The 22,189-nt window shown below is 71.0% G+C and carries 27 protein-coding genes; 15 read left to right on the forward strand and 12 right to left on the reverse strand.

All coding sequences use genetic code 11. The features are described from left to right. Positions 1–6: 6 nt before the first annotated feature. Both dusB and ABZV77_RS27775 read right to left on the reverse strand, forming a co-directional pair. Positions 7–1,146, reverse strand: coding sequence for a tRNA dihydrouridine synthase DusB (gene dusB / locus ABZV77_RS27770; RefSeq protein ID WP_356262203.1), 1,140 nt, complete (start codon positions 1,144–1,146; stop codon positions 7–9). Positions 1,147–1,177: 31 nt separating this feature from the next. After that, positions 1,178–2,110 carry a helix-turn-helix transcriptional regulator gene (locus ABZV77_RS27775; protein ID WP_356262205.1) on the reverse strand — a complete coding sequence of 311 codons (933 nt, stop codon included), beginning with the start codon at positions 2,108–2,110 and terminating at the stop codon, positions 1,178–1,180. 95 nt (positions 2,111–2,205) lie between these two features. On the opposite strand from ABZV77_RS27775, the gene ABZV77_RS27780 reads away from it, so the two are divergent. The 4 genes from ABZV77_RS27780 (at position 2,206) to ABZV77_RS27795 (ending at position 6,896) form a co-directional block, all read left to right on the forward strand. Then, a complete protein-coding gene (locus ABZV77_RS27780) occupies positions 2,206–3,642 on the forward strand; it encodes an MFS transporter (RefSeq protein ID WP_356262208.1) in 1,437 nt (478 codons plus the stop codon). Positions 3,643–3,755: 113 nt separating this feature from the next. Further along, the gene (locus ABZV77_RS27785) at positions 3,756–5,219 is read left to right on the forward strand and encodes an MFS transporter (protein ID WP_356262720.1); all 1,464 of its coding nucleotides are present in this window, start codon (positions 3,756–3,758) and stop codon (positions 5,217–5,219) included. A gap of 48 nt (positions 5,220–5,267) precedes the next feature. Further along, the gene (locus ABZV77_RS27790; protein WP_356262211.1) at positions 5,268–6,284 is read left to right on the forward strand and encodes an aldo/keto reductase; all 1,017 of its coding nucleotides are present in this window, start codon (positions 5,268–5,270) and stop codon (positions 6,282–6,284) included. A gap of 24 nt (positions 6,285–6,308) precedes the next feature. Further along, positions 6,309–6,896 (forward strand): TetR family transcriptional regulator, encoded by a 588-nt coding sequence (locus ABZV77_RS27795; RefSeq protein ID WP_356262214.1) that lies wholly within the window; start codon positions 6,309–6,311, stop codon positions 6,894–6,896. Here the strand turns inward: ABZV77_RS27795 and ABZV77_RS27800 are convergent. From ABZV77_RS27800 to ABZV77_RS27810, 3 genes are read right to left on the reverse strand one after another with little or no spacing between them, the layout of a single operon-like run. Beyond that, positions 6,893–7,207 carry a DUF1330 domain-containing protein gene (locus tag ABZV77_RS27800; protein WP_356262217.1) on the reverse strand — a complete coding sequence of 105 codons (315 nt, stop codon included), beginning with the start codon at positions 7,205–7,207 and terminating at the stop codon, positions 6,893–6,895. The two genes, ABZV77_RS27795 and ABZV77_RS27800, sit on opposite strands and share 4 nt — an antisense overlap. Positions 7,208–7,245: 38 nt before the next feature. Further along, positions 7,246–7,893, reverse strand: a complete 648-nt coding sequence (locus tag ABZV77_RS27805; protein ID WP_356262220.1) for a class I SAM-dependent methyltransferase — start codon at positions 7,891–7,893, stop codon at positions 7,246–7,248. Positions 7,894–7,939: 46 nt separating this feature from the next. Beyond that, positions 7,940–8,365 carry a hypothetical protein gene (locus ABZV77_RS27810; protein ID WP_356262223.1) on the reverse strand — a complete coding sequence of 142 codons (426 nt, stop codon included), beginning with the start codon at positions 8,363–8,365 and terminating at the stop codon, positions 7,940–7,942. 78 nt (positions 8,366–8,443) lie between these two features. On the opposite strand from ABZV77_RS27810, the gene ABZV77_RS27815 reads away from it, so the two are divergent. After that, on the forward strand, positions 8,444–9,328 hold the full coding sequence (locus tag ABZV77_RS27815) for a helix-turn-helix domain-containing protein (RefSeq protein ID WP_356262226.1): 885 nt from the start codon (positions 8,444–8,446) through the stop codon (positions 9,326–9,328). On the opposite strand, the gene ABZV77_RS27820 is transcribed toward ABZV77_RS27815, so the two are convergent. Both ABZV77_RS27820 and ABZV77_RS27825 read right to left on the reverse strand, forming a co-directional pair. Next, complete coding sequence (locus ABZV77_RS27820) at positions 9,261–9,473, reverse strand: hypothetical protein (protein ID WP_306332954.1); 213 nt, start codon at positions 9,471–9,473, stop codon at positions 9,261–9,263. The genes ABZV77_RS27815 and ABZV77_RS27820 overlap by 68 nt on opposite strands. Positions 9,474–9,565: 92 nt before the next feature. After that, positions 9,566–10,948, reverse strand: coding sequence for a glycine--tRNA ligase (locus tag ABZV77_RS27825; protein WP_268771120.1), 1,383 nt, complete (start codon positions 10,946–10,948; stop codon positions 9,566–9,568). 198 nt (positions 10,949–11,146) lie between these two features. Between ABZV77_RS27825 and ABZV77_RS27830 the strand changes: the two genes are divergently transcribed. The 4 genes from ABZV77_RS27830 (at position 11,147) to ABZV77_RS27845 (ending at position 14,298) form a co-directional block, all read left to right on the forward strand. After that, positions 11,147–12,103: a metal ABC transporter substrate-binding protein gene (locus ABZV77_RS27830; RefSeq protein ID WP_356262228.1), complete on the forward strand. Its 957-nt coding sequence runs from the start codon at positions 11,147–11,149 to the stop codon at positions 12,101–12,103. Positions 12,104–12,135: 32 nt separating this feature from the next. Beyond that, positions 12,136–12,921: a metal ABC transporter ATP-binding protein gene (locus ABZV77_RS27835; RefSeq protein WP_356262230.1), complete on the forward strand. Its 786-nt coding sequence runs from the start codon at positions 12,136–12,138 to the stop codon at positions 12,919–12,921. Positions 12,922–12,934: 13 nt separating this feature from the next. Beyond that, on the forward strand, positions 12,935–13,825 hold the full coding sequence (locus tag ABZV77_RS27840) for a metal ABC transporter permease (protein WP_356262232.1): 891 nt from the start codon (positions 12,935–12,937) through the stop codon (positions 13,823–13,825). A 71-nt stretch (positions 13,826–13,896) separates the two neighbouring features. Continuing rightward, the gene (locus tag ABZV77_RS27845) at positions 13,897–14,298 is read left to right on the forward strand and encodes a transcriptional repressor (protein WP_356262234.1); all 402 of its coding nucleotides are present in this window, start codon (positions 13,897–13,899) and stop codon (positions 14,296–14,298) included. A gap of 108 nt (positions 14,299–14,406) precedes the next feature. Here ABZV77_RS27845 and ABZV77_RS27850 read toward each other — a convergent pair whose 3' ends face one another. From ABZV77_RS27850 to ABZV77_RS27860, 3 genes are all read right to left on the reverse strand, one after another. Further along, positions 14,407–15,228 (reverse strand): isoprenyl transferase, encoded by an 822-nt coding sequence (locus ABZV77_RS27850; protein ID WP_356262236.1) that lies wholly within the window; start codon positions 15,226–15,228, stop codon positions 14,407–14,409. A gap of 54 nt (positions 15,229–15,282) precedes the next feature. Further along, complete coding sequence (gene recO, locus ABZV77_RS27855; protein WP_356262239.1) at positions 15,283–16,035, reverse strand: DNA repair protein RecO; 753 nt, start codon at positions 16,033–16,035, stop codon at positions 15,283–15,285. A gap of 293 nt (positions 16,036–16,328) precedes the next feature. Beyond that, positions 16,329–16,556: a hypothetical protein gene (locus ABZV77_RS27860; RefSeq protein WP_356262241.1), complete on the reverse strand. Its 228-nt coding sequence runs from the start codon at positions 16,554–16,556 to the stop codon at positions 16,329–16,331. A gap of 336 nt (positions 16,557–16,892) precedes the next feature. On the opposite strand from ABZV77_RS27860, the gene ABZV77_RS27865 reads away from it, so the two are divergent. The 3 genes from ABZV77_RS27865 (at position 16,893) to ABZV77_RS27875 (ending at position 18,563) form a co-directional block, all read left to right on the forward strand. Further along, complete coding sequence (locus tag ABZV77_RS27865; protein WP_356262244.1) at positions 16,893–17,726, forward strand: helix-turn-helix transcriptional regulator; 834 nt, start codon at positions 16,893–16,895, stop codon at positions 17,724–17,726. Then, positions 17,708–17,992 (forward strand): DUF397 domain-containing protein, encoded by a 285-nt coding sequence (locus ABZV77_RS27870; protein WP_356262246.1) that lies wholly within the window; start codon positions 17,708–17,710, stop codon positions 17,990–17,992. The genes ABZV77_RS27865 and ABZV77_RS27870 overlap by 19 nt, the downstream gene beginning before the upstream one ends. Positions 17,993–18,173: 181 nt before the next feature. Continuing rightward, on the forward strand, positions 18,174–18,563 hold the full coding sequence (locus ABZV77_RS27875; protein ID WP_356262249.1) for a hypothetical protein: 390 nt from the start codon (positions 18,174–18,176) through the stop codon (positions 18,561–18,563). Here ABZV77_RS27875 and ABZV77_RS27880 read toward each other — a convergent pair. Then, positions 18,557–19,378 carry an isocitrate lyase/phosphoenolpyruvate mutase family protein gene (locus ABZV77_RS27880; RefSeq protein WP_356262251.1) on the reverse strand — a complete coding sequence of 274 codons (822 nt, stop codon included), beginning with the start codon at positions 19,376–19,378 and terminating at the stop codon, positions 18,557–18,559. The genes ABZV77_RS27875 and ABZV77_RS27880 overlap by 7 nt on opposite strands. Before the next feature lie 66 nt (positions 19,379–19,444). Beyond that, positions 19,445–20,221: a helix-turn-helix transcriptional regulator gene (locus ABZV77_RS27885; RefSeq protein WP_356262253.1), complete on the reverse strand. Its 777-nt coding sequence runs from the start codon at positions 20,219–20,221 to the stop codon at positions 19,445–19,447. 109 nt (positions 20,222–20,330) lie between these two features. Here ABZV77_RS27885 and ABZV77_RS27890 point away from each other — a divergent pair, with 109 nt between their 5' ends. The 3 genes from ABZV77_RS27890 to ABZV77_RS27900 are packed head-to-tail and all read left to right on the forward strand — an operon-like array spanning position 20,331 to position 22,147. Continuing rightward, the gene (locus ABZV77_RS27890) at positions 20,331–20,849 is read left to right on the forward strand and encodes a class I SAM-dependent methyltransferase (RefSeq protein ID WP_356262256.1); all 519 of its coding nucleotides are present in this window, start codon (positions 20,331–20,333) and stop codon (positions 20,847–20,849) included. 14 nt (positions 20,850–20,863) lie between these two features. Then, positions 20,864–21,541, forward strand: a complete 678-nt coding sequence (locus ABZV77_RS27895; protein ID WP_356262259.1) for an AIM24 family protein — start codon at positions 20,864–20,866, stop codon at positions 21,539–21,541. 54 nt (positions 21,542–21,595) lie between these two features. Further along, a complete protein-coding gene (locus ABZV77_RS27900; RefSeq protein WP_356262262.1) occupies positions 21,596–22,147 on the forward strand; it encodes a PH domain-containing protein in 552 nt (183 codons plus the stop codon). Positions 22,148–22,189 lie beyond the last annotated feature (42 nt).

Genomic DNA, 22,189 nt, shown 5'->3' on the forward strand with positions numbered 1-22,189 from the left:
CCCCGCTCAGCCGCCCGACGTGTCCAGCTCCGCGTCCTCGCTGATGCCCGCGCAGTCGTAAGGGTCCTTCAGCCAGCCGTCCGGGAGGACGACCCGGTTGTTGCCCGACGTACGGCCGCGCGGGCCGTCCGCGCCGACCGGCCACGCCTGGTCCAGGTCCAGCTCGCCGAGCCCGTCCGCCAGTTCGGCGAGGGACGAAGTGATCGCCAGGCGCTTGCGCATCTCCGAGCCGACCGCGAAGCCCTTCAGGTACCAGGCGACGTGCTTGCGGAAGTCGATGACGCCGCGCGCCTCGTCGCCGATCCACTCGCCGAGCAGGGTCGCGTGGCGCAGCATGACCTTCGAGACCTCGCGCAGGTCCGGCGCCTTGGGCGCGCCCGTGCCCTCGAAGGCGGCGACCAGGTCGCCGAAGAGCCAGGGGCGGCCGAGGCAGCCGCGGCCCACGACGACGCCGTCGCAGCCCGTCTCGTTCATCATGCGGACCGCGTCCGCCGCCGACCAGATGTCGCCGTTGCCGAGGACCGGGATCTCCGGCACGTGCTCCTTGAGGCGGGCGATGGCGTCCCAGTCGGCCGTGCCGCCGTAGTGCTGCGCGGCCGTCCTGCCGTGCAGGGCGATGGCCGTCACGCCCTCCTCGACCGCGATGCGGCCCGCGTCGAGGAAGGTGATGTGCTCGTCGTTGATGCCCTTGCGCATCTTCATGGTGACGGGGAGGTCCCCGGCGCCGCTGACGGCCTCGCGGAGGATCGCGCGCAGCAGCGGGCGCTTGTACGGGAGGGCGGAGCCGCCGCCCTTGCGGGTCACCTTGGGGACGGGGCAGCCGAAGTTCAGGTCGATGTGGTCGGCCAGGCCCTCCTCCGCGATCATGCGGACGGCCTTGCCGACGGTCGCCGGGTCCACGCCGTACAGCTGGATCGAGCGGGGCTTCTCCGTCTCGTCGAAGTGGATCAGCTGCATCGTCTTCTCGTTGCGCTCCACCAGGGCGCGGGTGGTGATCATCTCGCTGACGAAGAGACCCTTGCCGCCGCTGAACTCCCGGCACAGCGTCCGGAACGGCGCGTTCGTGATCCCCGCCATGGGGGCGAGCACGACGGGCGGCTGCACGGTGTGCGGGCCGATCGACAGGGGCTGCGGCTGGGACGGCATCAATGATCTCCGGGACGGACGACGGGACCCTCTATTGTCCCTCACTCCCCGAGCGGCCGTCCCACCCTCCTCGTACGACGGTCCCGTCCGCCGCCGAAAGCTCCGCGAGCCGCTCCAGGCGCTCCTCGGTCGCGTCGTCGGCGGGGACGTACGCGATCAGCCGGTACGCCTGCATCAGCGGGGCCATCCACATCATCCGGTGCTCCAGGCGGAGCAGCCCGACCTGCGGGTGCTGATAGCGCTTGACGTGCGGCGACATCGTCGCCACCTCGTGCCGCTCCCACAGCTCGCGGAACTCCGCGGACGCCCCGACGAGCCGGTCGCGCAGCTCCTTCCAGGCGGGCTCGGCGCCGTGCTCGGCCATGGAGCCCCGGAACTTGGCGATCAGGTCGCGCAGCATCTCGTCCCGGTCGAGGAAGGTCTCCCGCCAGCTCTCGCTGGTGGCGAGGAGCCACAGGCAGTTGCGGTCGCGCGGCCGCATGGCGTCGAAGTCGCCGAAGACGTGGTTCCAGGAGCGGTTGTGCGCGAGGACGTCGTAGCGGCCGTTCTGCACGGTGGCCGGGTAGGGCGCGAGGCGGCGCAGCAGCCGCCGGACCTCAGCGGAGAGGGCGTTGCACTCCGCTTCGGGGCGGGTGTCGATGGCCCCGGCGAGCGCGAAGAGGTGCGCGCGCTCGCTGGGGTCCATGAGCAGCGCCCGCGCGATGGCGTCGATGACCTGCGCGGACACCTTGATGGACCGGGCCTGCTCCAGCCACGTGTACCAGGTGACGCCCACGCTCGACAGCTGCGCGACCTCCTCGCGGCGCAGCCCCGGCGTGCGGCGCCTGCTGCCGCGGACCAGGCCCACCTGCTCGGGCGTGACGCGCTCGCGGCGGCTGCGGAGGAACGCGGCGAGCTCTTGGCGGCGGATGTCGGCGGGGGCGGTGTCGGCCTGCGTGGCGTCGATCGGCGCGGTATCGGTCACAGGCCTAGGCTGCGCCATCGCTCAGCCTGTTTCCAGGTTCGCCTGGTACCAGGATAAGGAGGCTCTGGTACCCCCCTGGGAGCAGGAACATCGTCATGTACGTGACTCTCCCGACCAGCACCGACAAGTCCCCCACAAGTACCGCGCCCGCCCTCACCCCCCTCGGCCTGCTCACCCTCCTCCTCGGCGCCTCCCTCTCCAGCATCGACTTCTTCATCGTCAACGTCGCCCTGCCCAGCATCGAGCGCGACCTGCACGCCTCCCCCGCCACGCTGGAGATGGTCGTCGCGGGGTACGCGGTGGCGTACGCCGTGCTGCTCGTCCTCGGCGGTCGGCTCGGCGACACGTACGGACGCAGGAGGCTCTTCCTGTGGGGCGTGGCCGCCTTCGGCCTGACCTCGCTGGCCTGCGGGCTCGCGCCCGGCGCGTGGTGGCTGGTCGGGGCGCGGGTGGCGCAGGGCGCCGCGTCCGCGCTGATGCTGCCGCAGGTCCTCGGCACCCTGCACGCGACGACGCGGGGCGAGCGCCGGGCGCGGGCCGTCGCCCTGTACGGCGCCGTGAGCGGGGTCGCGGGCCTGCTCGGCCAGGCCCTCGGCGGCGCCCTGGTCGCCGCCGACCCGGGCGGCACCGGCTGGCGCGCGGTGTTCCTCGTCAACGTGCCCGTCGCCGTGGCGGCCCTGCTCGTCGGGGTGCGCACGGTGCCCGACAGCCGCGCCGAGCGGCCCGCGCGGGGCGACGTCCTCGGCACCGTCCTGTTCGCCGGGGCGCTGACCGCGCTCCTGCTGCCGCTGACGGAGGGGCGGGCGACGGGCTGGCCGCTGTGGTCCGTGCTCCTGCTGGTCGCGGCGCCGCTGCTCGGCTGGGCGTTCGGGGCCGTGGAGAGCCGCGCCGAGCGCACCGGCGGCAGCCCGCTGCTGCCCCCGTCGCTGCTGCGGGAGCCCGGCGTGCGCAAGAGCCTGGTCCTCGGCCTGCCGATCTTCGTCGGGTTCAGCGGCTTCATGTTCGGCTTCGCGATCGTCCTCCAACAGGGCCTCCACTACGGGGCGTTGAAGGCAGGCCTGACCGTGATTCCCATGGGCCTCACGCAGATCCCGGCCGCGCTGCTCGTGCCGCGTCTGGTGCGCCGCTGGGGCAGCCGTGCGATGACCCGGGCGGCCCTGGTGCACGCCGCGGGCCTCGCGGTGCTGGGCCTGACGATGCTGTGGTCGGCGCCGTGGTCCGCCCTGAGCCCCCTGGCGCTCGCCCCAGGGCTGCTGCTGTGCGGGCTCGGCCAGGGCGTCCAGCTGGCGCTCTACTACCGGGTCGCGCTGGCGGCCGTGCCCGCCGCGCGGGCGGGCGCGGGCAGCGGTCTCGCGGCGACCGTGCAGCAGTCGTGCCTGGCCGTGGGCGTGGCGACAGTCGGCTCGCTCTTCCTGTCGCTGGTGCCCGGCCTCGGCATGCGGGACGCGTTCGTGACCGCGCTCGGGGTGCAGCTCGCGGGGCTGCTCGGCCTTGCGGCGCTGAGTCTGCGGCTGCCGCGGCGGATGGCCTGATCAGGTCCGGTCCCGTACGCCACCCCCGGCGCGGCCGGGCCCCGGACCTCCGGGCGGACTACCGTCGAAAGATGCCCGATGAACTCAACCACCGCGAGGGCGTCGCCCCCCACATGGGCCTCGACCACCGTCGGCGGATGCTCGTCCTCGCGATCTGCTGCACGAGCCTGCTGATCGTCACCCTCGACAACACGGTCCTGAACGTCGCGCTGCCCACCCTGCAGCGCGAGTTCGACGCGAGCGTCTCGGGCATGCAGTGGACGGTCGACGCGTACACGCTGGTCCTCGCCTCGCTCCTGATGCTGGCGGGGTCGACCGCCGACCGGATCGGCCGCCGCAAGATCTTCGTGGCAGGCCTGGTGATCTTCACCCTCGGCTCGGTGCTCTGCTCGCTCGCCCCCAGCCTCGAACTCCTCGTCGTCTTCCGCATGGTGCAGGCCGTCGGCGGCTCCATGCTCAACCCGGTCGCGATGTCGATCATCACCAACACCTTCACCGACCCGCGCGAACGGGCTCGCGCCATCGGCGTCTGGGGCGGCGTCGCGGGCATCTCGCTGGCGGCGGGCCCGCTGGTCGGCGGGGTGCTCGTGGACTCGGTGGGCTGGCGCTCGATCTTCCTGGTCAACCTGCCGGTGGGCCTCGCGGCGCTCTTCCTGACCCTGCGGTACGTCCCCGAGTCCCGCGCCCCGAAGCCGCGCCGCCCGGACCCGGTGGGCCAGCTCCTCGTGATCGTGCTGCTCGGCGCGCTGACGTACGCGATCATCGAGGCGCCCCGCGCCGGGTGGACGTCACCGCTGATCCTCGGGTTCGCGGGTGCGGCGGCGCTCGGCCTGGCCGGACTGCTCCGGTACGAGCCGCGCCGCGCCGAGCCCCTCATCGACCTGCGCTTCTTCCGGTCGGCGCCGTTCAGCGGGGCGACGGTGATCGCGGTCTGCGCCTTCGCCGCGCTCAGCGGCTTCCTCTTCCTTTCGACGCTCTACCTCCAGGACGTACTCGGCCTCGACGCCCTGCACGCCGGCCTGTGGATGCTGCCGATCGCGGCGATGGCCCTGGTCTGCGGGCCGCTGTCGGGCCGTCTGGTGGGCGGCCGGGGCCCGCGGATCCCGCTGCTGATCGCGGGGGTGACGATGACGGCATCGGGCGTCCTGTTCGCCGCGTTCGACGCGGCGGCGTCCGACGGCACGCGGCTGATCGGTTACGTCCTCTTCGGCCTCGGCTTCGGCTTCGTGAACGCGCCGATCACCAACACCGCGGTCTCCGGGATGCCGCGCACCCAGGCGGGCGTCGCCGCGGCGGTCGCCTCCACCAGCCGCCAGATCGGCACGACCCTCGGCGTCGCGGTGATCGGCGCGGTCCTGGCGTCGGGCGTCGCCTCCTCCTCGTACGCGAAGGACTTCACCCAGGCGAGCCGTCCCGCCTGGTGGATCATCGCGGGCTGCGGACTCGCGGTGCTGGTGCTTGGGGCGGTGACGAGCGGGCGGTGGGCGCGGGAGACGGCGAGGAGGACGGCGGAGCGCCTGACGACGGAGGCCGACGAACACGCGGCGCCGCCCCCTCCGGTGGCGAATGACAGATGACAGATGACAGATATTGAAATCTGTCATCTGTCATGTCATGGTGGAGGCATGCGCACTCTCACTCTCGGAAACAACGGCCCCCGGACCTCCGCCCTCGGCCTCGGCTGCATGGGAATGTCCGCGCTCTATGGAGACGCGGACCGTACGGAGTCCATCGCGACGATCCACGCCGCCCTCGAAGCGGGCGTCACGCTCCTCGACACCGGCGACTTCTACGCCATGGGGCACAACGAAATGCTGATCGGCGAGGCCCTCCGCACCGCCCCGGCCGCCCGCCGCGAACAGGCGCTGACCAGCGTCAAGTTCGGCGCCCTGCGCGACCCGGACGGCGGCTGGTCGGGTTACGACGGCCGCCCGGCCGCGGTCAAGAACTTCGCCGCGTACTCCCTCCAGCGTCTCGGCGTCGACCACATCGACGTCTACCGCATCGCCCGCATCGACCCCGACGTGCCCGTCGAGGAGACGGTGGGCGCCATCGCGGAACTGGTCGAGAAGGGGCACGTCCGGCACATCGGCCTCTCCGAGGTCGGCGCCGACACGCTCCGCCGCGCCGCGGCCACCGCCCCGATCTCCGACCTGCAGATCGAGTACTCCCTCATCTCGCGCGGCATCGAGGCGGAGATCCTGCCGACCGCCGCCGAGCTGGGCATCGGCGTGACGGCGTACGGGGTCCTCTCCCGCGGCCTGATCTCCGGCCACTTCACCCGCGACCGCAAGCTGGCCGCGAACGACTTCCGCTCGATGAGCCCCCGCTTCCAGGGCGAGAACCTCGACCGCAACCTCGACCTGGTCGACGCCCTGCGCAAGATCGCCGAGCAGAAGGGCGTCAGCGTCGCGCAGACCGCCATCGCCTGGGTGCTCGCACAGGGCCCCCGGCACGACGCGGCCATCGTGCCGCTGGTCGGCGCCCGCCGCAGGGACCGTCTTACCGAGGCGCTCGGCGCGCTCGACGTGACGCTCGACGAGGCGGACCTCGCGGCGATCGAGGCGGCCGTCCCCGCAGGCGCGGCGGCCGGGGCACGCTACCCGGACTCCCAGATGGCACACCTCGACAGCGAGCACTGATCCGCCCACGGGTACGGTCTAGCCATGGCAGCAACCGCGGCGCCCCTGACCCCCGAGCGCATCCTCGAAGCGACCGAGGAGGTGCTGCGCAGGCACGGCGCGGCCAAGGCCACCGTCGTCGACGTGGCCCGCGCCCTCGGGGTGAGCCACGGCACGGTGTACCGCCACTTCGGCACGAAGGCGGAGCTGCGCGGCGCGGTGACGCGGCGCTGGCTGGACCGTACGTCGCAGTCGCTCTCGACGATCGTCACCGGCACCGAGCCCCCCGAGACGAAGCTCCGCCACTGGCTCGCGGGCCTCTTCGCCGCCAAGCAGCACAAGGCGGGCGACGACCCCGAGCTCTTCGCCACGTACTCGGTGCTGGTCGACGAGAACAGCGACGTGGTCGACGCCCACATCGCCGACCTCACGGGCCAGCTGACGGCGATCGTCCAAGAGGGCGTGACCGGCGGCGACTTCGCCTCCGCCGACCCCGCCACATCGGCCCGCGCCGTCTTCGACGCGACGAGCCGCTTCCACGACCCGTCCTACGCCGCGCACTGGTCCCGCCCCGGCATCGAGACCGCCTTCGAGGCGGTGCTCGACCTGACCCTGCGCGGCCTTCGCCCCTAAACCGGCAGGGAGAAGCCCTCGGGGGGCGACCCTTCGGCGAACAGCAGCGCCACCCGGACCTTGCCCTCCCTGATCCGGCGGGCCTCGCGGTACTCCGGGGAGTCGTACCACTCCTCCAGCCGGGCCATGTCCGGAAACTCCAGGACCACCAGCCGGGAGGAGTCCCACGTGCCTTCGACCGGCTCGGGGGTGGGGCCCGCCACCAGGTAGCGGCCGCCGTGGTCGAGGATCGACCTCTGGGCCACCTGCGCGTAGGCCAACGCCGCCTCCTCGTCCAGCACATCGATGGTGACTATCGCGTAAGCAGGCACTTTCCGGTCCTCATTCCTCTTGCGTCATTCCTCTTGCGTCATTCCTTCTGCATCAGCAGGTGCCCCCTGCGGAACCGCTCGCCCTCCCCGGGCTCCCTGAGCATCCGGCCGATTTCCTTGAAGCCGGACTTCGCCGCCAGCCCCGCGAGGTCGTCGATCGGCCAGCGGTACGCCGTCGTCACCTTGTGGTCGAAGGGGGTGAGCGGGCCGCCCTCCGCCTCGAAGAAGGCGAGCAGGAGGTGGCCCCCGGGGGCGAGGACCCGATGGAACTCCTCGAAGTACGGCGGCAGTTCCCGCGGCGGCGTGTGGATCACCGAGTACCAGGAGACGAGGCCGGAGAGGGCCGCGTCCGGCAGGTCCAGGGCGTCCATGGAGCCGACCTCGAAGCGGATGTCCGGGTAGGCCTCGCGGGCCAGGTCGATCATCGCCGGGGACAGGTCGACGCCGAAGGCGTCCAGGCCCAGGTCACGGAGGAGGGCCGTCACCGGGCCGGGGCCGCAGCCCAGTTCGGCGACGGTCCCCGCGCCGTCGGCCCGGACGTGGTCGGCGAACGCCGTGATCATCGAGCGGTCCAGGGACGGGCCGTGGAGGTCGTCCCGGGCCATCCCGGCGTACACCGTGGCAATCGCGTCGTAGGCGTCCGCCGTGTCGGTGAGGTAGGTGGAGGGAGTGGAGGAAGTAGTCACGGGCGGACCCTAGGGGGTGCCTCTGACAGTCACCCCCCACCGGCCGCTAGAGCCCCTCCGCCGTCGGCCGGTGCTCCACGTACTCGATGAGCGTGCCGTCCCGGTGGCGGGCCGTGAAGCCCGAGCCCGTGGGGACCTTGATCAGGGGGTCCGTGATGGTCGCGCCCTCCGCCGCCAGGCGGTCCAGGTACTTCTGCGCCGAGTCGACCAGCAGCGTGCCGTGCGTGGCGCGGAAGGGGGCCAGGGTCTCCTCCGCGCCCTCGATCAGGAGGAAGGCGCCGACCACCGCGAGGTTGAGGCCCTTCTCGGGGTACGCGAACCACATGTCCCGCTCCGTGCCGAGCAGGCGTTCGTAGGAGGCCGCGACGGCGTCCAGCGTGCCGGGTCCTGTGTAGACGCGGATCAGGGGGCGGGGCTCGGGCAGGTCCGTGGAGTCGTTGCGGCGGCGCCACATCGTCGGTGTCTCAGTCATGGGTCAAGCCTCGTGGCCGACCAGCACCTCAACCAGCCAGGCATTCATGGGGGTTAGTCCAGGTCATAGGCTGGGGTCATGGCCACCACGGAGATCACAGAGCCCCGGGAGAGCACCGCAACCGCCCTCCGGCAGCAGCTCGGCGGGTTCCTGCGCGCCTACCGCGAGCACCTCTCCCCCGCCGAAGTCGGACTCCCGAGCACCGCCCGCCGCCGCACGAAAGGGCTGCGCCGCGAGGAGGTCGCCGCGCTCTCCGGCGTCTCCGTGGCCTGGTACACCTGGCTGGAGCAGGGCCGCGTGGACACCTCCCGGCAGGTCCTCGACGCGGTCGCCCGCGCGCTGCGCCTCGACGCCGACGCCCATCGGCACGCGCTGGCCCTCGCCGGGTTCGCCCCCGCCGCGGCGGACAGGACCGCCTCGTACGACCCGGACCTCCGCGCCATGCTGGACAGTTGGCCCGACAGCCCGGCGCTGCTCCTCGGCCCCGCCCTGGACATCCTCGCCTGGAACCGCGCGTACACGGCCGTGTGGCCCGACCCCGCCCGCACTCCCGAGGACCGGCGCAATCTGCTGCTCCTGCTGGTCGGGGACGCCCCGCACCAGCGCGTGCTGCCCGGCTGGGAGTCCGTCGCCACGGAGCTCTACCGGCACCTGCGCACCCGCGCGGACCGCAGCCCCGACGACGAGAGCTTCCGACGGCTCACCGGACGGCTCGACTCCGTGCGGCCCGACCTGGCGGCCTGGTGGGCGTGCCGTTCAGTGGGCGACTTCGCCTCGCGGACCGTCGAGCTCACGCCGGAGGGCGAGCGCACCCCGCGGACGTACGGCATGACGCTGCTGCTCACCCCGCGGCCCCAGGACGCGTCAATCCTCGTACAGACGCCCCACGGCCCCGCTACGACGCCGGAGCCGACGGATCCACCGTCGCCTGATGCTCCTCCGTCAGGTGTTCCTCGGCCTTGAGCCACGGCAGGAACTGCGCCTTCCTGCTCCATCCGCACGTCCCACAGCTCAACTGCCGCTGCGCACCCGCCTTCTGGACCTCGACGACGTGCTCGCGCCCGTGCTGGTCCCAGCGCCTGACCTTGCTCGTGGTCTTTGGAAGCATGCGCATCAGTGTGCACAGAAGCCCCCGGTTCCATAACCCGGAACCGGGGGCTTCCCGTGGCTCGCCTCAGCGCACGTACAGGCTTACGAGCGTCAGCAGCCCACGAGACGCGTCGCGAGGTAGCCCTCGATCTGGTCGAGGGAGACGCGCTCCTGCTTCATGGTGTCGCGCTCGCGCACCGTCACCGCGTTGTCGTCGAGGGTGTCGAAGTCGACCGTCACGCAGTACGGCGTGCCGATCTCGTCCTGGCGGCGGTAGCGGCGGCCGATGGCACCCGCGTCGTCGAACTCGATGTTCCAGTTCTGCCGCAGGGCCGTGGCGAGGCCCTTGGCCTTCGGGGACAGCTCCGGGTTGCGCGAGAGGGGCAGGACCGCGACCTTCACCGGGGCGATGCGGTGGTCGAAGCGCATGACCGTGCGCTTCTCCAGCTTGCCCTTGGCGTTGGGCGCCTCGTCCTCGATGTAGGAGTCGAGGAGGAAGGCCAGCATCGTGCGGCCGACGCCCGCCGCGGGCTCGATGACGTACGGAGTCCAGCGCTCGCCGGCCTCCTGGTCGAAGTACGAGAGGTCCTGGCCGGACGCCTTGGAGTGCGCGCCGAGGTCGTAGTCGGTGCGGTTGGCGACGCCCTCAAGCTCGCCCCACTCGCTGCCGCCGAACTGGAAGCGGTACTCGATGTCAGCGGTGCGCTTGGAGTAGTGGGAGAGCTTCTCCTTCGGGTGCTCGAACCACCGCATGTTCTCCTCGCGCAGGCCCAGGCCGGTGTACCAGTTCCAGCGCTGCTCCATCCAGTACTCCTGCCACTTCTCGTCCTCGCCCGGCTTGACGAAGAACTCCATCTCCATCTGCTCGAACTCGCGGGTCCGGAAGATGAAGTTGCCGGGCGTGATCTCGTTGCGGAAGGACTTGCCCATCTGCGCGATGCCGAACGGCGGCTTGCGGCGCGAGGTCTGCTGGACCTGGGCGAAGTTGGTGAAGATGCCCTGCGCGGTCTCGGGGCGCAGATAGGCGACGGAGCCGCTGTCCTGCGTGGGGCCGAGGTGCGTGGCGAGCATGCCGGAGAACTGCTTGGGCTCGGTGAACTGGCCCTTGGTGCCGCAGTTGGGGCAGTTGATGTCCGCGAGACCGTTGGCCGGGGGGCGGTTGTGCTTGGCCTCGTAGGCCTCTTCCAGGTGGTCGGCGCGGTGGCGCTTGTGACAGGAGAGGCACTCGGTGAGCGGGTCGGAGAAGGTCTTGATGTGGCCGGAGGCCTCCCAGACCTCGCTCGCCAGGATCACCGAGGAGTCGATACCGACAACGTCCTCGCGCGAGGTGACCATGTAGCGCCACCACTGGCGCTTGAGGTTCTCCTTCAGCTCGACGCCCAGCGGTCCGTAGTCCCAGGCGGCGCGCTGACCGCCGTAGATCTCACTGCAGGGGAAAACGAAGCCACGGCGCTTGCTGAGGCTGACGATGGTGTCGATCTTGTCGGCGGCCACGGTGCTCTCTTCATTACGACGGCGGACGAAGCAAGTACTGCCGGAGCAGCGGCTTCGGGAGCGAATGCTTCAGGTTACCGGCGGCCTTACCCCCCTAATCAAATCGGTTCCCCGCGTACGTCCTCGCGCACGTCCCCGCGCAGGCCCTCACGGAGGCCTTGTTGACAATCGTTTCCATATTTGTTGAAAATGAGTGTCATGAACGTACGACGCCTCATACCCACCGCCGCCCTTGCCTCCGCCACGGTCCTCGGCCTCACGGCGCTGACCGCCTGCTCCACGTCCGCCGCGGACGACAAGGACGGCAAGCTGGACGTGGTGGCGTCGTTCTACCCCATGCAGTACCTCGCGGAGCAGATCGGCGGCGACCACGTCTCCGTCACCACCCTCACCGAGCCCGGTCAGGAGCCGCACGACCTCGACGTCTCCGCCCGGCAGCGCGGGGAGCTCGAAGAGTCCGACGTCGCCCTCTACCTCAAGGGCCTGCAGCCCGCCGTCGACGACGCCATCGACCAGTCCGGCATCAAGACCAAGGTCGACGCCGCCTCGCTGACCAGCATGGAGAAGCACGGCAACGAGGTCGGCGGGCACGCCGATGAGCACGACGACCACGGCCACGACCACTCCCACGAAGGCGCCGACCCCCACATCTGGCTCGACCCGGTGAAGTACGCCGAGGTCGCCGAGGGCGTCGGCAAGGCCCTGGAGAAGGCCGACCCGGACCACGCGAAGACGTACAAGAAGAACACCGCGAAGCTCGTGAAGAAGCTCGGCGGCCTGGACACGTCCTTCAAGGACGGCCTGAAGAAGACCGACTCCAAGGTCTTCATCACCACCCACGCCGCCTTCGGCTACCTCGCCGAGCGCTACGGCCTCACCGAGGAGGCCATCAGCGGGCTCGACCCCGAGGCCGAGCCCAGCAACAAGCGCGTCAAGGACCTCCAGAAGATGGCGAAGGCCGACGGCGTCACCACCGTCTTCTACGAGACGCTCGTCAGCGACAAGACGGCGAAGACCCTCGCCAAGGACGCGGACCTCAAGACCGATGTGCTCGACCCGATCGAGGGCATCACCGACGACTCCAAGGGCGACGACTACATCCAGGTGATGGAGTCCAACCTCAAGGCACTGCAGAAGGCCCTGGGCGCCAAGTGACCCCCACCCCCGCGGCTACGGAGGGACGAGCCATGAGCAGCAAGCACGACGACACTGGCGAAGCCGTCATATCCCTGCGCAAGGTGACGGCCGAGCTCGGCTCGCGCCCCGTGCTGCGCGGCATCGACCTCACCGTGGGGCGCGGCGAGGTCGTCGCCCTGCTCGGCGCCAACGGCTCGGGCAAGTCCACGGCCGTGCGCACGGTCATCGGGCAGGTCCCCGTCACCGGCGGCGAGGTCGAGATCTTCGGCACCCCGCGCCGCCGCTTCCGCGACTGGGCCCGCGTCGGGTACGTCCCGCAGCGCACCACCGCCGCGGGCGGCGTCCCCGCCACCATCAACGAGGTCGTCTCCTCCGGGCGGCTCTCCCGCGCCCGCCTCGGGATCATGCGCAAGGCCGACCGCGAGGCCGTCGCCCGCGCCATCGACCTGGTGGGCCTCTCCGACCGCGCCAAGGACTCCGTCAACGCCCTCTCCGGCGGCCAGCACCAGCGGGTCCTCATCGCCCGCGCACTGGCCTCTGAGCCGGAGCTGCTGATCATGGACGAGCCGATGGCGGGCGTCGACCTGGCCAGCCAGGAGGTCCTCGCGGCCACCCTGCGCCAGCAGGTCGCGGGCGGCGCATCCGTGCTGCTCGTCCTGCACGAGCTCGGTCCCCTGGAGCCCCTGATCGACCGTGCCGTGGTCCTGCGCGACGGCTGCGTCCTGCACGACGGCCCGCCTCCGCGCGCGGTCGGCCAGCACGCGCTGCCCGGCCACGACCACGTCCACCCGCACACCGCCGACGCGGAGCCGGTCCGTACCGGCCTGCTCACCTGAGGACGCAAGAGTCATGGAACTCCTCAACTACGCCTTCATGCAGCGGGCCCTGCTCGCCGCCGTCCTGGTCGGCATCACCGCGCCCGCCGTCGGCATCTACCTCGTCCAGCGCCGCCAGGCCCTGATGGGCGACGGCATCGGCCACGTCGCGATGACCGGCGTCGGCCTCGGCTTCCTGCTCTCGACGTCTCCCGTGTGGATGGCGACGGCGGTCGCGATCGTCGGCGCCGTGATCATGGAGCTGATCCGCTGGTACGGCAAGACGCGCGGCGACATCGCGCTTGCGATGCTGTTCTACGGCGGCATGGCGGGCGGCGTCATGTTCATCAACCTCGCCCCCGGTGGCTCGAACGCGAACCTGCAGTCGTACCTCTTCGGCTCGCTCTCGACGGTCTCCGAGGAGGACGTCTCGGCGATCTGCCTGCTGGCCGCCTTTGTGGTCCTCGTCACGGTGGGCCTGCGCCGCCAGCTCTTCGCGGTCAGCCAGGACGAGGAGTTCGCACGCGTCACGGGCCTCCCGGTCCGTGCCCTGAACCTGCTCACCGCCGTCACCGCGGCGGTCACCGTCACCGTCGCCATGCGCGTCGTGGGCCTGCTCCTGGTCTCCGCGCTGATGGTGGTGCCGGTGGCGGCCGCCCAGCAGCTCACCCGGAGCTTCGCGGCGACCTTCGCGGTCTCGGTGGCGATCGGCATCGCGGTGACGCTCGGCGGCACGGTCACGTCGTACTACCAGGACGTGCCGCCCGGCGCGACGATCGTGCTGCTCACCATCGGCGTCTTCATCGCCCTCACCATCCTCGCGACGCCGCTGGCCAGGCGCAGAGCGCGGGCGGCCGCCGCGGCGGAGGCGGCCGGGGATCCCGCGGAGTGCTCGGTACCGGCCCAGTCGGTGGCCAAGACCTGACCTGCGTCCAGGCCGACCTGGCACAATGGCCCGGCAGGCCCAGACCAGAGCGCAGACGCGAGGAGGCAACCGTGGGAGCCCCGGTTCGAGGCAGGTCGACCCGCCAGCGTGCGGCGGTGGCCGCGGCACTCGACGACGTGGACGAGTTCCGCAGTGCGCAGGAGCTGCACGACATGCTCAAGCACAAGGGCGACTCGGTCGGTCTGACCACGGTCTACCGCACCCTCCAGTCCCTGGCCGACGCGGGCGAGGTCGACGCCCTGCGCACCAATGAGGGCGAGACGGTCTACCGCCGCTGCTCGACCGGCGACCACCACCATCACCTGGTCTGCCGCGTCTGCGGCAAGGCCGTCGAGGTCGAGGGCCCCGCGGTCGAGAAGTGGGCCGAGGCGATCGCCACGGAGCACGGCTTCGTGAACGTGGCGCACACGGTGGAGATCTTCGGCACGTGCCAGGAGTGCGCGAACAAGTAGGCGTACGTACGCGAGAGGGCCCGCACCGTCATTCCGACGGGCGGGCCCTCTCGCATGCCGTGTCCGCTGTCCGCTGTCCGCTGTCCGCTGTCCGCTGTCCGCTGTCCGCTAACTGTTGGCGATCTGCTCCTCGTTCGGGATCGCCCCGCCGAAGCGGCGGTCGCGAGAGGCGTATTCGAGGCAGGCGCGCCACAGGTCGCGCCGGTCGAAGTCCGGCCACAGGACGTCCTGGAAGACCATCTCGGCGTAGGCGCTCTGCCAGAGGAGGTAGTTGGAGGTGCGCTGCTCGCCGCTCGGGCGGAGGAAGAGGTCGACGTCCGGCATGTCCGCGTAGTACAGGTACTTCGCGAACGTCTTCTCGTTGACCTTGGACGGGTTGAGCCGCCCCGCCTTCACGTCCTCCGCGAGGGCCTGCGCCGCGTCCGCGATCTCGGCGCGGCCGCCGTAGTTCATGCAGAAGTACAGGGTCAGCTTGTCGTTGTCCTTGGTCTGCTCCTGGGAGATCTCCAGCTCCCTCGCGACCGACTTCCACAGCTTGGGCATCCGCCCCACCCAGCGCACCCGCACGCCCAGGCCGTCCAGCTGGTCGCGGGTCTTGCGGATGAAGTCGCGGTTGAAGTTCATCAGGAACTTCACTTCTTCCGGCGACCGCTTCCAGTTCTCGGTGGAGAAGGCGTAGAGCGAGATCGCCCCGACGCCCATCTCGATGCTGCCCTGCAGTACGTCGAGGACGCGCTCGGCGCCGACCTTGTGGCCCTCGGTGCGCGGCAGGCCGCGGTCCTTCGCCCAGCGTCCGTTGCCGTCCATGACGATCGCCACGTGCTGCGGGACCAGCTCGCCGGGGATCTTCGGCGGTCGCGCGCCCGAGGGGTGGGGCTCGGGCAGCTGGTACTCGCGGCGGGACCGTCCGAGGATTCCGCGTCGTGCCATGGGGGGTCTCTCTCCTACCTAGCTGTTCACACACTGCTGTTCACATACTGCTGCTCACATACTTTTCTCTACGTACCGCAAAGAGCGCAGTCCGCGCTCCAGGTGCCAGTGCAGATAGGCGGAAACAAGCCCGCTGCCCTCCCTGGCGTGCCGCGCCTCGCACGCGTCCGCCGTCTCCCAGTCGCCGGTGAGCAGCGCGCCGAGAAGCGTGAGCGTCTCCGCCGACGGGACGACGCTGCCGGGCACCCGGCAGTCGACGCAAATCGAGCCGCCCGCGGCGACCGAAAAGAAACGGTTCGGTCCCGGCATGCCGCACTTGGCGCAGTCGGTGAAGCTCGGCGCGTACCCGTTCACTGCGAGGGAGCGGAGCAGGAAGGCGTCGAGGACGAGGTGGGGCTCGTGCTCGCCCCGGGACAGCACGCGCAGCGCGCCGACGAGCAGCAGATACTGCTGCACCGCGGGCTCGCCCTCGTGGTCCGTGAACCGCTCGGCGGTCTCCAGCATGGCCGTCCCGGCCGTGTAGCGCGCGTAGTCCGTGACGATGCCGCCACCGTACGGAGCGATGGTCTCACTCTGCGTGCACAACGGCAGCCCGCGCCCGACCAGTTCGCTCCCCCGCGCGAAGAACTGCACGTCGACGTGCGAGAACGGCTCCAGCCGCGCCCCGAACTTCGACTTCGTCCGCCGCACCCCACGCGCGACGGCCCGCACGCGTCCGTGACCGCGCGTGAGCAAGGTGATGATGCGGTCCGCTTCACCCAGCTTCTGGGTGCGCAGCACGATGCCGTCGTCGCGGAACAGGCTCATGGGGTCCATTCTCGCGTACGCAGACGGGTCGCAGGGCCCGGGTGCGCATCCGGGGCGCGTTCGCCTCGTAACCCAGCCGGGTTCCCGCGCTCACCCAGCACCTGTTCGAAACGACGACGAACGCCCAGCAGACGCGGAGCCTGGCCCCCCTGCGCGAACTGGAAGGGCTGGTGAACGCGGCCGAGCAGGACCCCACGGACGCCATCGCCGAGATCCGCCGCATTCGCGACGCGGCGGAAGCGGAGGCCGGTCTGTGACCGACTGGTCCTGACATCACCTGGTACGGCTGATCCTCAAGGCACCTCGCCCCGGCTCCGTGCGTTCGCGTACGCCGTCGCCGCGCGCAGCCGCTCCGCGGTCGTCGCGGTGCGGACGGCCTCCGGGGTGCAGTCCCACTCACGGCCGCCTCCGTAGGGGCGCAGCTGGACGTACGGCCCCTCGTGGCCCATGACGCGGCCCACGCGTCCACTGCGGGTGTCCACGACGTACGCCCCTACGGGCAGGTTCAGCGGAAGGTTCATGGCGCACTCCTCAGCGCGGCGGCCAGACGCGCCGCCACATCGACGGAACAACCTCCCAATTCGACCCTCGGACACGGGGCTTCCCGCGCCTCTGACGCGGGGTCGATCCTCAATGACGGCAAGGTAATTCCCACCCGTGCGAGTGCGGCGCGCAATTCCTTCACGGTGTCCTCCGCCTGTTCGATACATGCCACTGCGTGATGCTTTCCGTCCGCCTTCACGTGGCTCCCCTTTGCCTCCGAATTTCACTCTTCTCGCCCCTACGGTGACGCACGCCACCTACACTCGGCAGGAGTCTGTCCTCTACAACTGCGAGGCAGCGAAAGGCGGTTGGCCATGGCCAATGGTTCGAGGCAGGCGGCGTGGGAGTTCTTCGGCGCGGAGCTGAAGCGGAGGCGCGAGGACGCGGGGCTCAGCCAGTCGGCCCTGGGGGTGCGGGTCTTTGTTTCCGGTGGCTACATCGGCCAGTTCGAGCAGGCCATTCGAAAACCTCAGCTTGATGTGGCTCAACGTATTGATGAGGTGCTACAAACCGATGGCTTTTTCGAGCGAATGTGCCGGAAGCTGATCGATGACAAACGGTACGCGGATTACTTCGCGGCGGTCGTGGAGCTGGAGGAGCTGGCGACGCGGATCTGCGAGTTCGCGCCGACACTGATCCCGGGCCTGTTGCAGACCGCCGCCTATGCGCGAGCGGTGACGCTCGCGGCCAACCCGTTCGTCACGGACGCGTACGTGGAGGAGATCGTCGCTGGGCGACTCGAGCGGGCGGGGATCCTCAAGGACGCTACGAGGCCCGAGTATTGGGTGGTCCTGCACGAGAACGTGCTGTACATCCCGGTGGGCGGTTCGGCGGCGATGGCCGAGCAGCTGGACCACGTGGCGACGCTGATGCGGGAGCGGCAGGTGTTGGTGGCAGTACTCCCCTACGCCGCGGGGGCGCACGCCACGATGGGCGGGATGCTGACGCTCATGGGGTTCGAGGACGCACCGCCAACCGCCTATACAGAGACGTCGTTTTCGGGAACTCTCGTCGACGAACCGGCAGTGGTGATGCGCGCGCAGCGCGCATACGATCTGCTCAGGGGTGCCGCACTGTCGCCGGAGGCGTCCCTCGCCCTGATCGAATCGGCGGCGGAGGACTACAGACGATGCGCGAGTACGACCTGAGCAACGCCCGCTGGCGCAAGAGCAGCTACAGCAACGGCGAAGGCGGCAGCTGCGTCGAGGTCGCTCACGACTTCGTGGGCGCCGCCCGCTGGCGCAAGAGCAGCTACAGCAGCGGCGATGACAGCGACAACTGCGTCGAGGTCGCCGACGGAGTCCCGGGCGTCGTGCCCGTCAGGGACAGCAAGGTTCCCCAGGGCCCCGCCCTGGTGATCGGCGCCACCGCCTGGTCCGCGTTCGTGGCGCATGCCGCGTCTAGTGACGGCTGACCGGGAGTCCACTGCCCCCGTGGTTTACCCCACCACCCGCCTAACGCCCAGGTTTACCCCTCATCGACACCCATGGGTTGACGTGTCCCGACTCTCCCCCGCGTAACTTCTCCGCTCGTCGGCGACCACGCCGACGACCACGGATGAAACGGGGGAAACACTCGTGCGCATACGTTCACGCATGGCTCCGATCGCTATGACCGCCGTCCTGCTCGGGGGAGGAATGGCCGCCGCGACCGCCGCGACGGCGAGCGCCGACGTGCCGAAGGCCGGGGCCCAGATCCAGTCCTGCTACGGCAGCGCGAAGAACTACACGGCCGTGGGCGACGGCAGCACGGCGATCTGGCCCGCCGGTACCGCCTGGGCCAGGACCACCAGCAACTGCGCGGACATCAACATCAAGGTGAACTACAACCGGCACGTCAAGATCTGCTACCGCCACGGCTGCGGGGACTACCAGTACGCCAAGGCGGGCCAGTGGAAGGTGCTCGACGACGACGTGCCGAACGGGTGGGAGTTCTACCTGGAGTTCTCCGGCGGCAACAACGGAACGGGCAAGGTCGCCTACTGACCCGGAGCCGACCTCCCCACGGCAGCCGCATCGGACAGGGCCTGCGTCTCGGCGTACGACGGGACGCGGGCCGGCACCGGGACGCCCCGGGCCACCGACGCGGCCGCCGCCACCGCCGCACCCAGCGCCGCGCGGAACAGCAGCGACCCGGTGCTGACCCGCCGGACGCCCGCCGCGGCGAACTCGGCGACGGAGGGACCGTCCGGCGCGTGCAGCACGTTCAGCGGGACGTCGAGCCCCGCGGCCAGTTCCGCGGTGGCGTGCACATCCCGCAGTCCGGGCACGAACACCCCGTCAGCACCCGCCCGTTGGTAGGCGGTGAGCCGTTCACGCGTGCTTGCCGCCTGTCCGGCGTCCGGCAGCCAGTACGTGTCCGTGCGGGCGTTGACGAAGAGGCGCCCGGACACGGCCTCGTGCAGGGCGTGGAGGATCTCGCTCTGGTGCTCCGCATCGCGCAGGGTGCCGTCGGGGCGGCCGTCCTCGATGTTCACGCCGACGACACCGACGCCCGCCAACTCGCCGACCAGAGCGGCGACTTCCTCGGGCCGGTCGCTGAAGCCGCCCTCGATGTCGACGGTGACGAGGGCGTCGGTGCGGGCCAGCCCACGGGCGAGCCGTACGGTCTCGGCGCGGGCGGCGCCCGTCCCGTCCGGCAGCCCCGCGGCGGCGGCCACGCCCAGGCTGGTCGTCCCGATCGCACGGAACCCCGCGGCGACGAGCGCGGCAGCCGAGGCGTGGTCCCAGGCGTTGGGCAGGACCAGAGGCACCCCTGCGCGGTGGTGCAGGTCGCGGAACTCCTCGTACCGAAGTGTCATGACACGACCGTACGGGCGCGACGCTTCGGCGCGGACCGAAGCGTGCGCGGCACGGTGGGGGGCCCGTCACTCCTCGTGGACGGGAAAGTACTGCCGGGGCGTGAGTCCGACGACTCGGTGGAAGGCTGCGGCGAACGAGCTGGCCGACGCGTAGCCGACGCGCCGGGCCACCGACTCGACGGGCAGGTCCTCGGCGAGGAGCGGCATCGCGGCGCGCATGCGCAGCCGTTCGCGCCACTGGCCGAAGGCGAGGCCCGTCCCGGTCACGAAGAGCCGCGCCAGGGTCCGTTCGCTCGCGCCGACCCGGCTGCCCCACTCCCGCAGCGTGCGGCCGTCCGACGGGTCGGCGGCCAGCGCGCGGGCGACCTCGCGGGCGCGCGGATCCGTCGGCTCGGGCGCGGACACGTCCGTCACGGGCACCGGGCGCAGCACGTCGAAGAGGACCGCCTCCGCGCGGGCGCGGGCCTGCGGCGCCAAGTCGTCGCGTACGAGGTGGTCGAGGAGCGCGCGGAGCAGTGGGCCGACGGCCAGTACGGTCGGCTCCGCCCAGGCCGTGGTCGGCGGGCAGCCCGACGGCGGCAGATAGAGGCTCCCGAGCACCGCGTCGCCCTCCGACTCCGGCGCGTGCGGCAGGCCTGCGGGGATCCACAGGGCCAGGGAGGGCGGGAGCAGCCAGGAGCCCCGGCCGGTACGGAAGCGCAGCAGTCCCCTTACGGGCCAGGCGAGTTGGTGATCCGTGTGCTGGTGCGGGGGAAGGGCGTGGCCGCGCGGCATGGGGAAGTCGCCGATGAAGAGCGCGGTGAGGGCGCTCGGGCCCGCGGGCGGCTGTCCGTTCCGCGACATGGGTCGGCAGCCTAGCCCGTGGTGGCCCCCGGCGGGCCGGACCTAGCGTCGACGTATGCCGATGAACTTCGCTCACCGGAAATTCTGCAGCTCCGAGAAATGGGCGCGGATGGTCGAGGAACACGTGCTGCCCTGGGCACTTGAGAGTGTCGAACTGGGCGATGACGTCGTGGAGATCGGGCCCGGGTACGGGGCCAATCTGCGCGCGCTCGTCGAGCTGACGCCCCGCCTCACCGCCGTGGAGATCGACGCGGAGACCGCGCGGCTCCTGGAGCGGCGCTGGGGACACCGCGCGCGGATCCTGCACGCGGACGGGGCGGCCATGCCGCTGCCGGACGAGGCGCATTCGTCCGTCGTCTGCTTCACGATGCTGCACCACGTCCCGACGGACGAGCTCCAGGACCGCATCTTCGCCGAGGCGTTCCGCGTGCTGCGCCCCGGCGGCGTCTTCGCGGGCAGCGACGGCCAGCCGAGCCTCGCCTTCCGGCTGCTGCACATCCGCGACACCCGGAACACGGTCTCCCCGACGGGACTCCCCGACCGGCTGAAGGCCGCGGGCTTCACGGAAGTGGCCGTCGATCTGCATCCACGGAGTGGGGCGCTGCGCTTCCGCGCGCACAAGGCGTAGCCCAAGATGTGGGCATGAAGAGTGACTTGTTCTCCAGCGACCACATGGCCCAGCCCGCCCACGTGCCCGGCATGACCCTCCAGAGCGCCAAGTCCATCAAGTATGCGGTGAACGGCGAGATGCACGCCCGGCAGGGCGCGATGATCGCCTACCGCGGCAACCTCCAGTTCGAGCGGAAGAGCCAGGGCGTCGGCGGCATGCTCAAGCGGGCGGTGACCGGCGAAGGGCTGCCGCTGATGGCCGTGCGCGGCCAAGGCGAGGCGTGGTTCGCGCACGAGGCGCAGAACTGCTTCATCGTCGACGTCGAGCCCGGCGACGTCCTCACCGTCAACGGCCGCAACGTCCTCTGTTTCGACGCGACCCTCTCGTACGAGATCAAGACCGTGAAGGGCGCGGGCATGACCGGCGGCGGCCTGTTCAACAGCGTCTTCACCGGCGCGGGCCGCCTCGGCCTGGTGTGTGAGGGCACGCCGCTGGTGATCCCCGTCTCGCCGAAGGAGCCCGTGTACGTCGACACGGACGCGGTGGTCGGCTGGACCGCCCAGCTCACCACGACCCTGCACCGCTCGCAGTCGATCGGCTCGATGATCCGCGGCGGCTCCGGCGAGGCCGTGCAGCTGAAGCTGGAGGGCGAGGGGCACGTCATCGTGCGGCCGAGCGAGGCGACGCCGCAGAAGGCGCAGCAGCACTGACCGCGCACCACCGCGCTGAGCGGGCCTCGACCGGCAACAAGTACCTTTCGTCTCATGGTTCTTGACCAAGCAGACCGCGGAGAACGAGGCGAACGAGGAGGCCAGGGGGGCGACAGGGACGGCGTGCGGCTGCGGCCGCCGCGCAATCCCCTGGACCGCCGTGCCGTCGCCTGGTGGCGCACGCAGCTGCTGCTGACGGTGGCCGCGCCCGTGGCGGTCCTCGGCCTGCTCGGCGCCCTCATTGCACCCGCCCGCTTCTGGCTGCTGCTGCCCGCCGTGGTCATCGCGGTGCCGGGGCTGCTCGTCGGGGTGCTGCTGCCCCTGTGGTGGTACAAGGTCCACCGCTGGGAGGTCACCGACAACGCGGTGTACGTGCGGACCGGGTTCTTCTGGATGGAGGGGCGGATCGCGCCGATGTCGCGGCTGCAGACCGTCGACACGATGCGCGGGCCCGTCCAGCGGGTCTTCGGACTGACCACGGTGACCGTGACGACGGCGTCCGCGCGGGGCGCCCTGAAGGTCAAGGGGCTCGACCACGCGACCGCCGCGGAACTCGCCGAGCGGCTGGCGCTCGTCACCCAGGCGACGCCGGGGGACGCGACGTGAGCGGGGTCGCGGCGGCCGAACCGTCGACAGGTGCGGGCACCG

This window comes from Streptomyces sp. NPDC004732, from assembly GCF_040609235.1.
Lineage (GTDB): Bacteria > Actinomycetota > Actinomycetes > Streptomycetales > Streptomycetaceae > Streptomyces.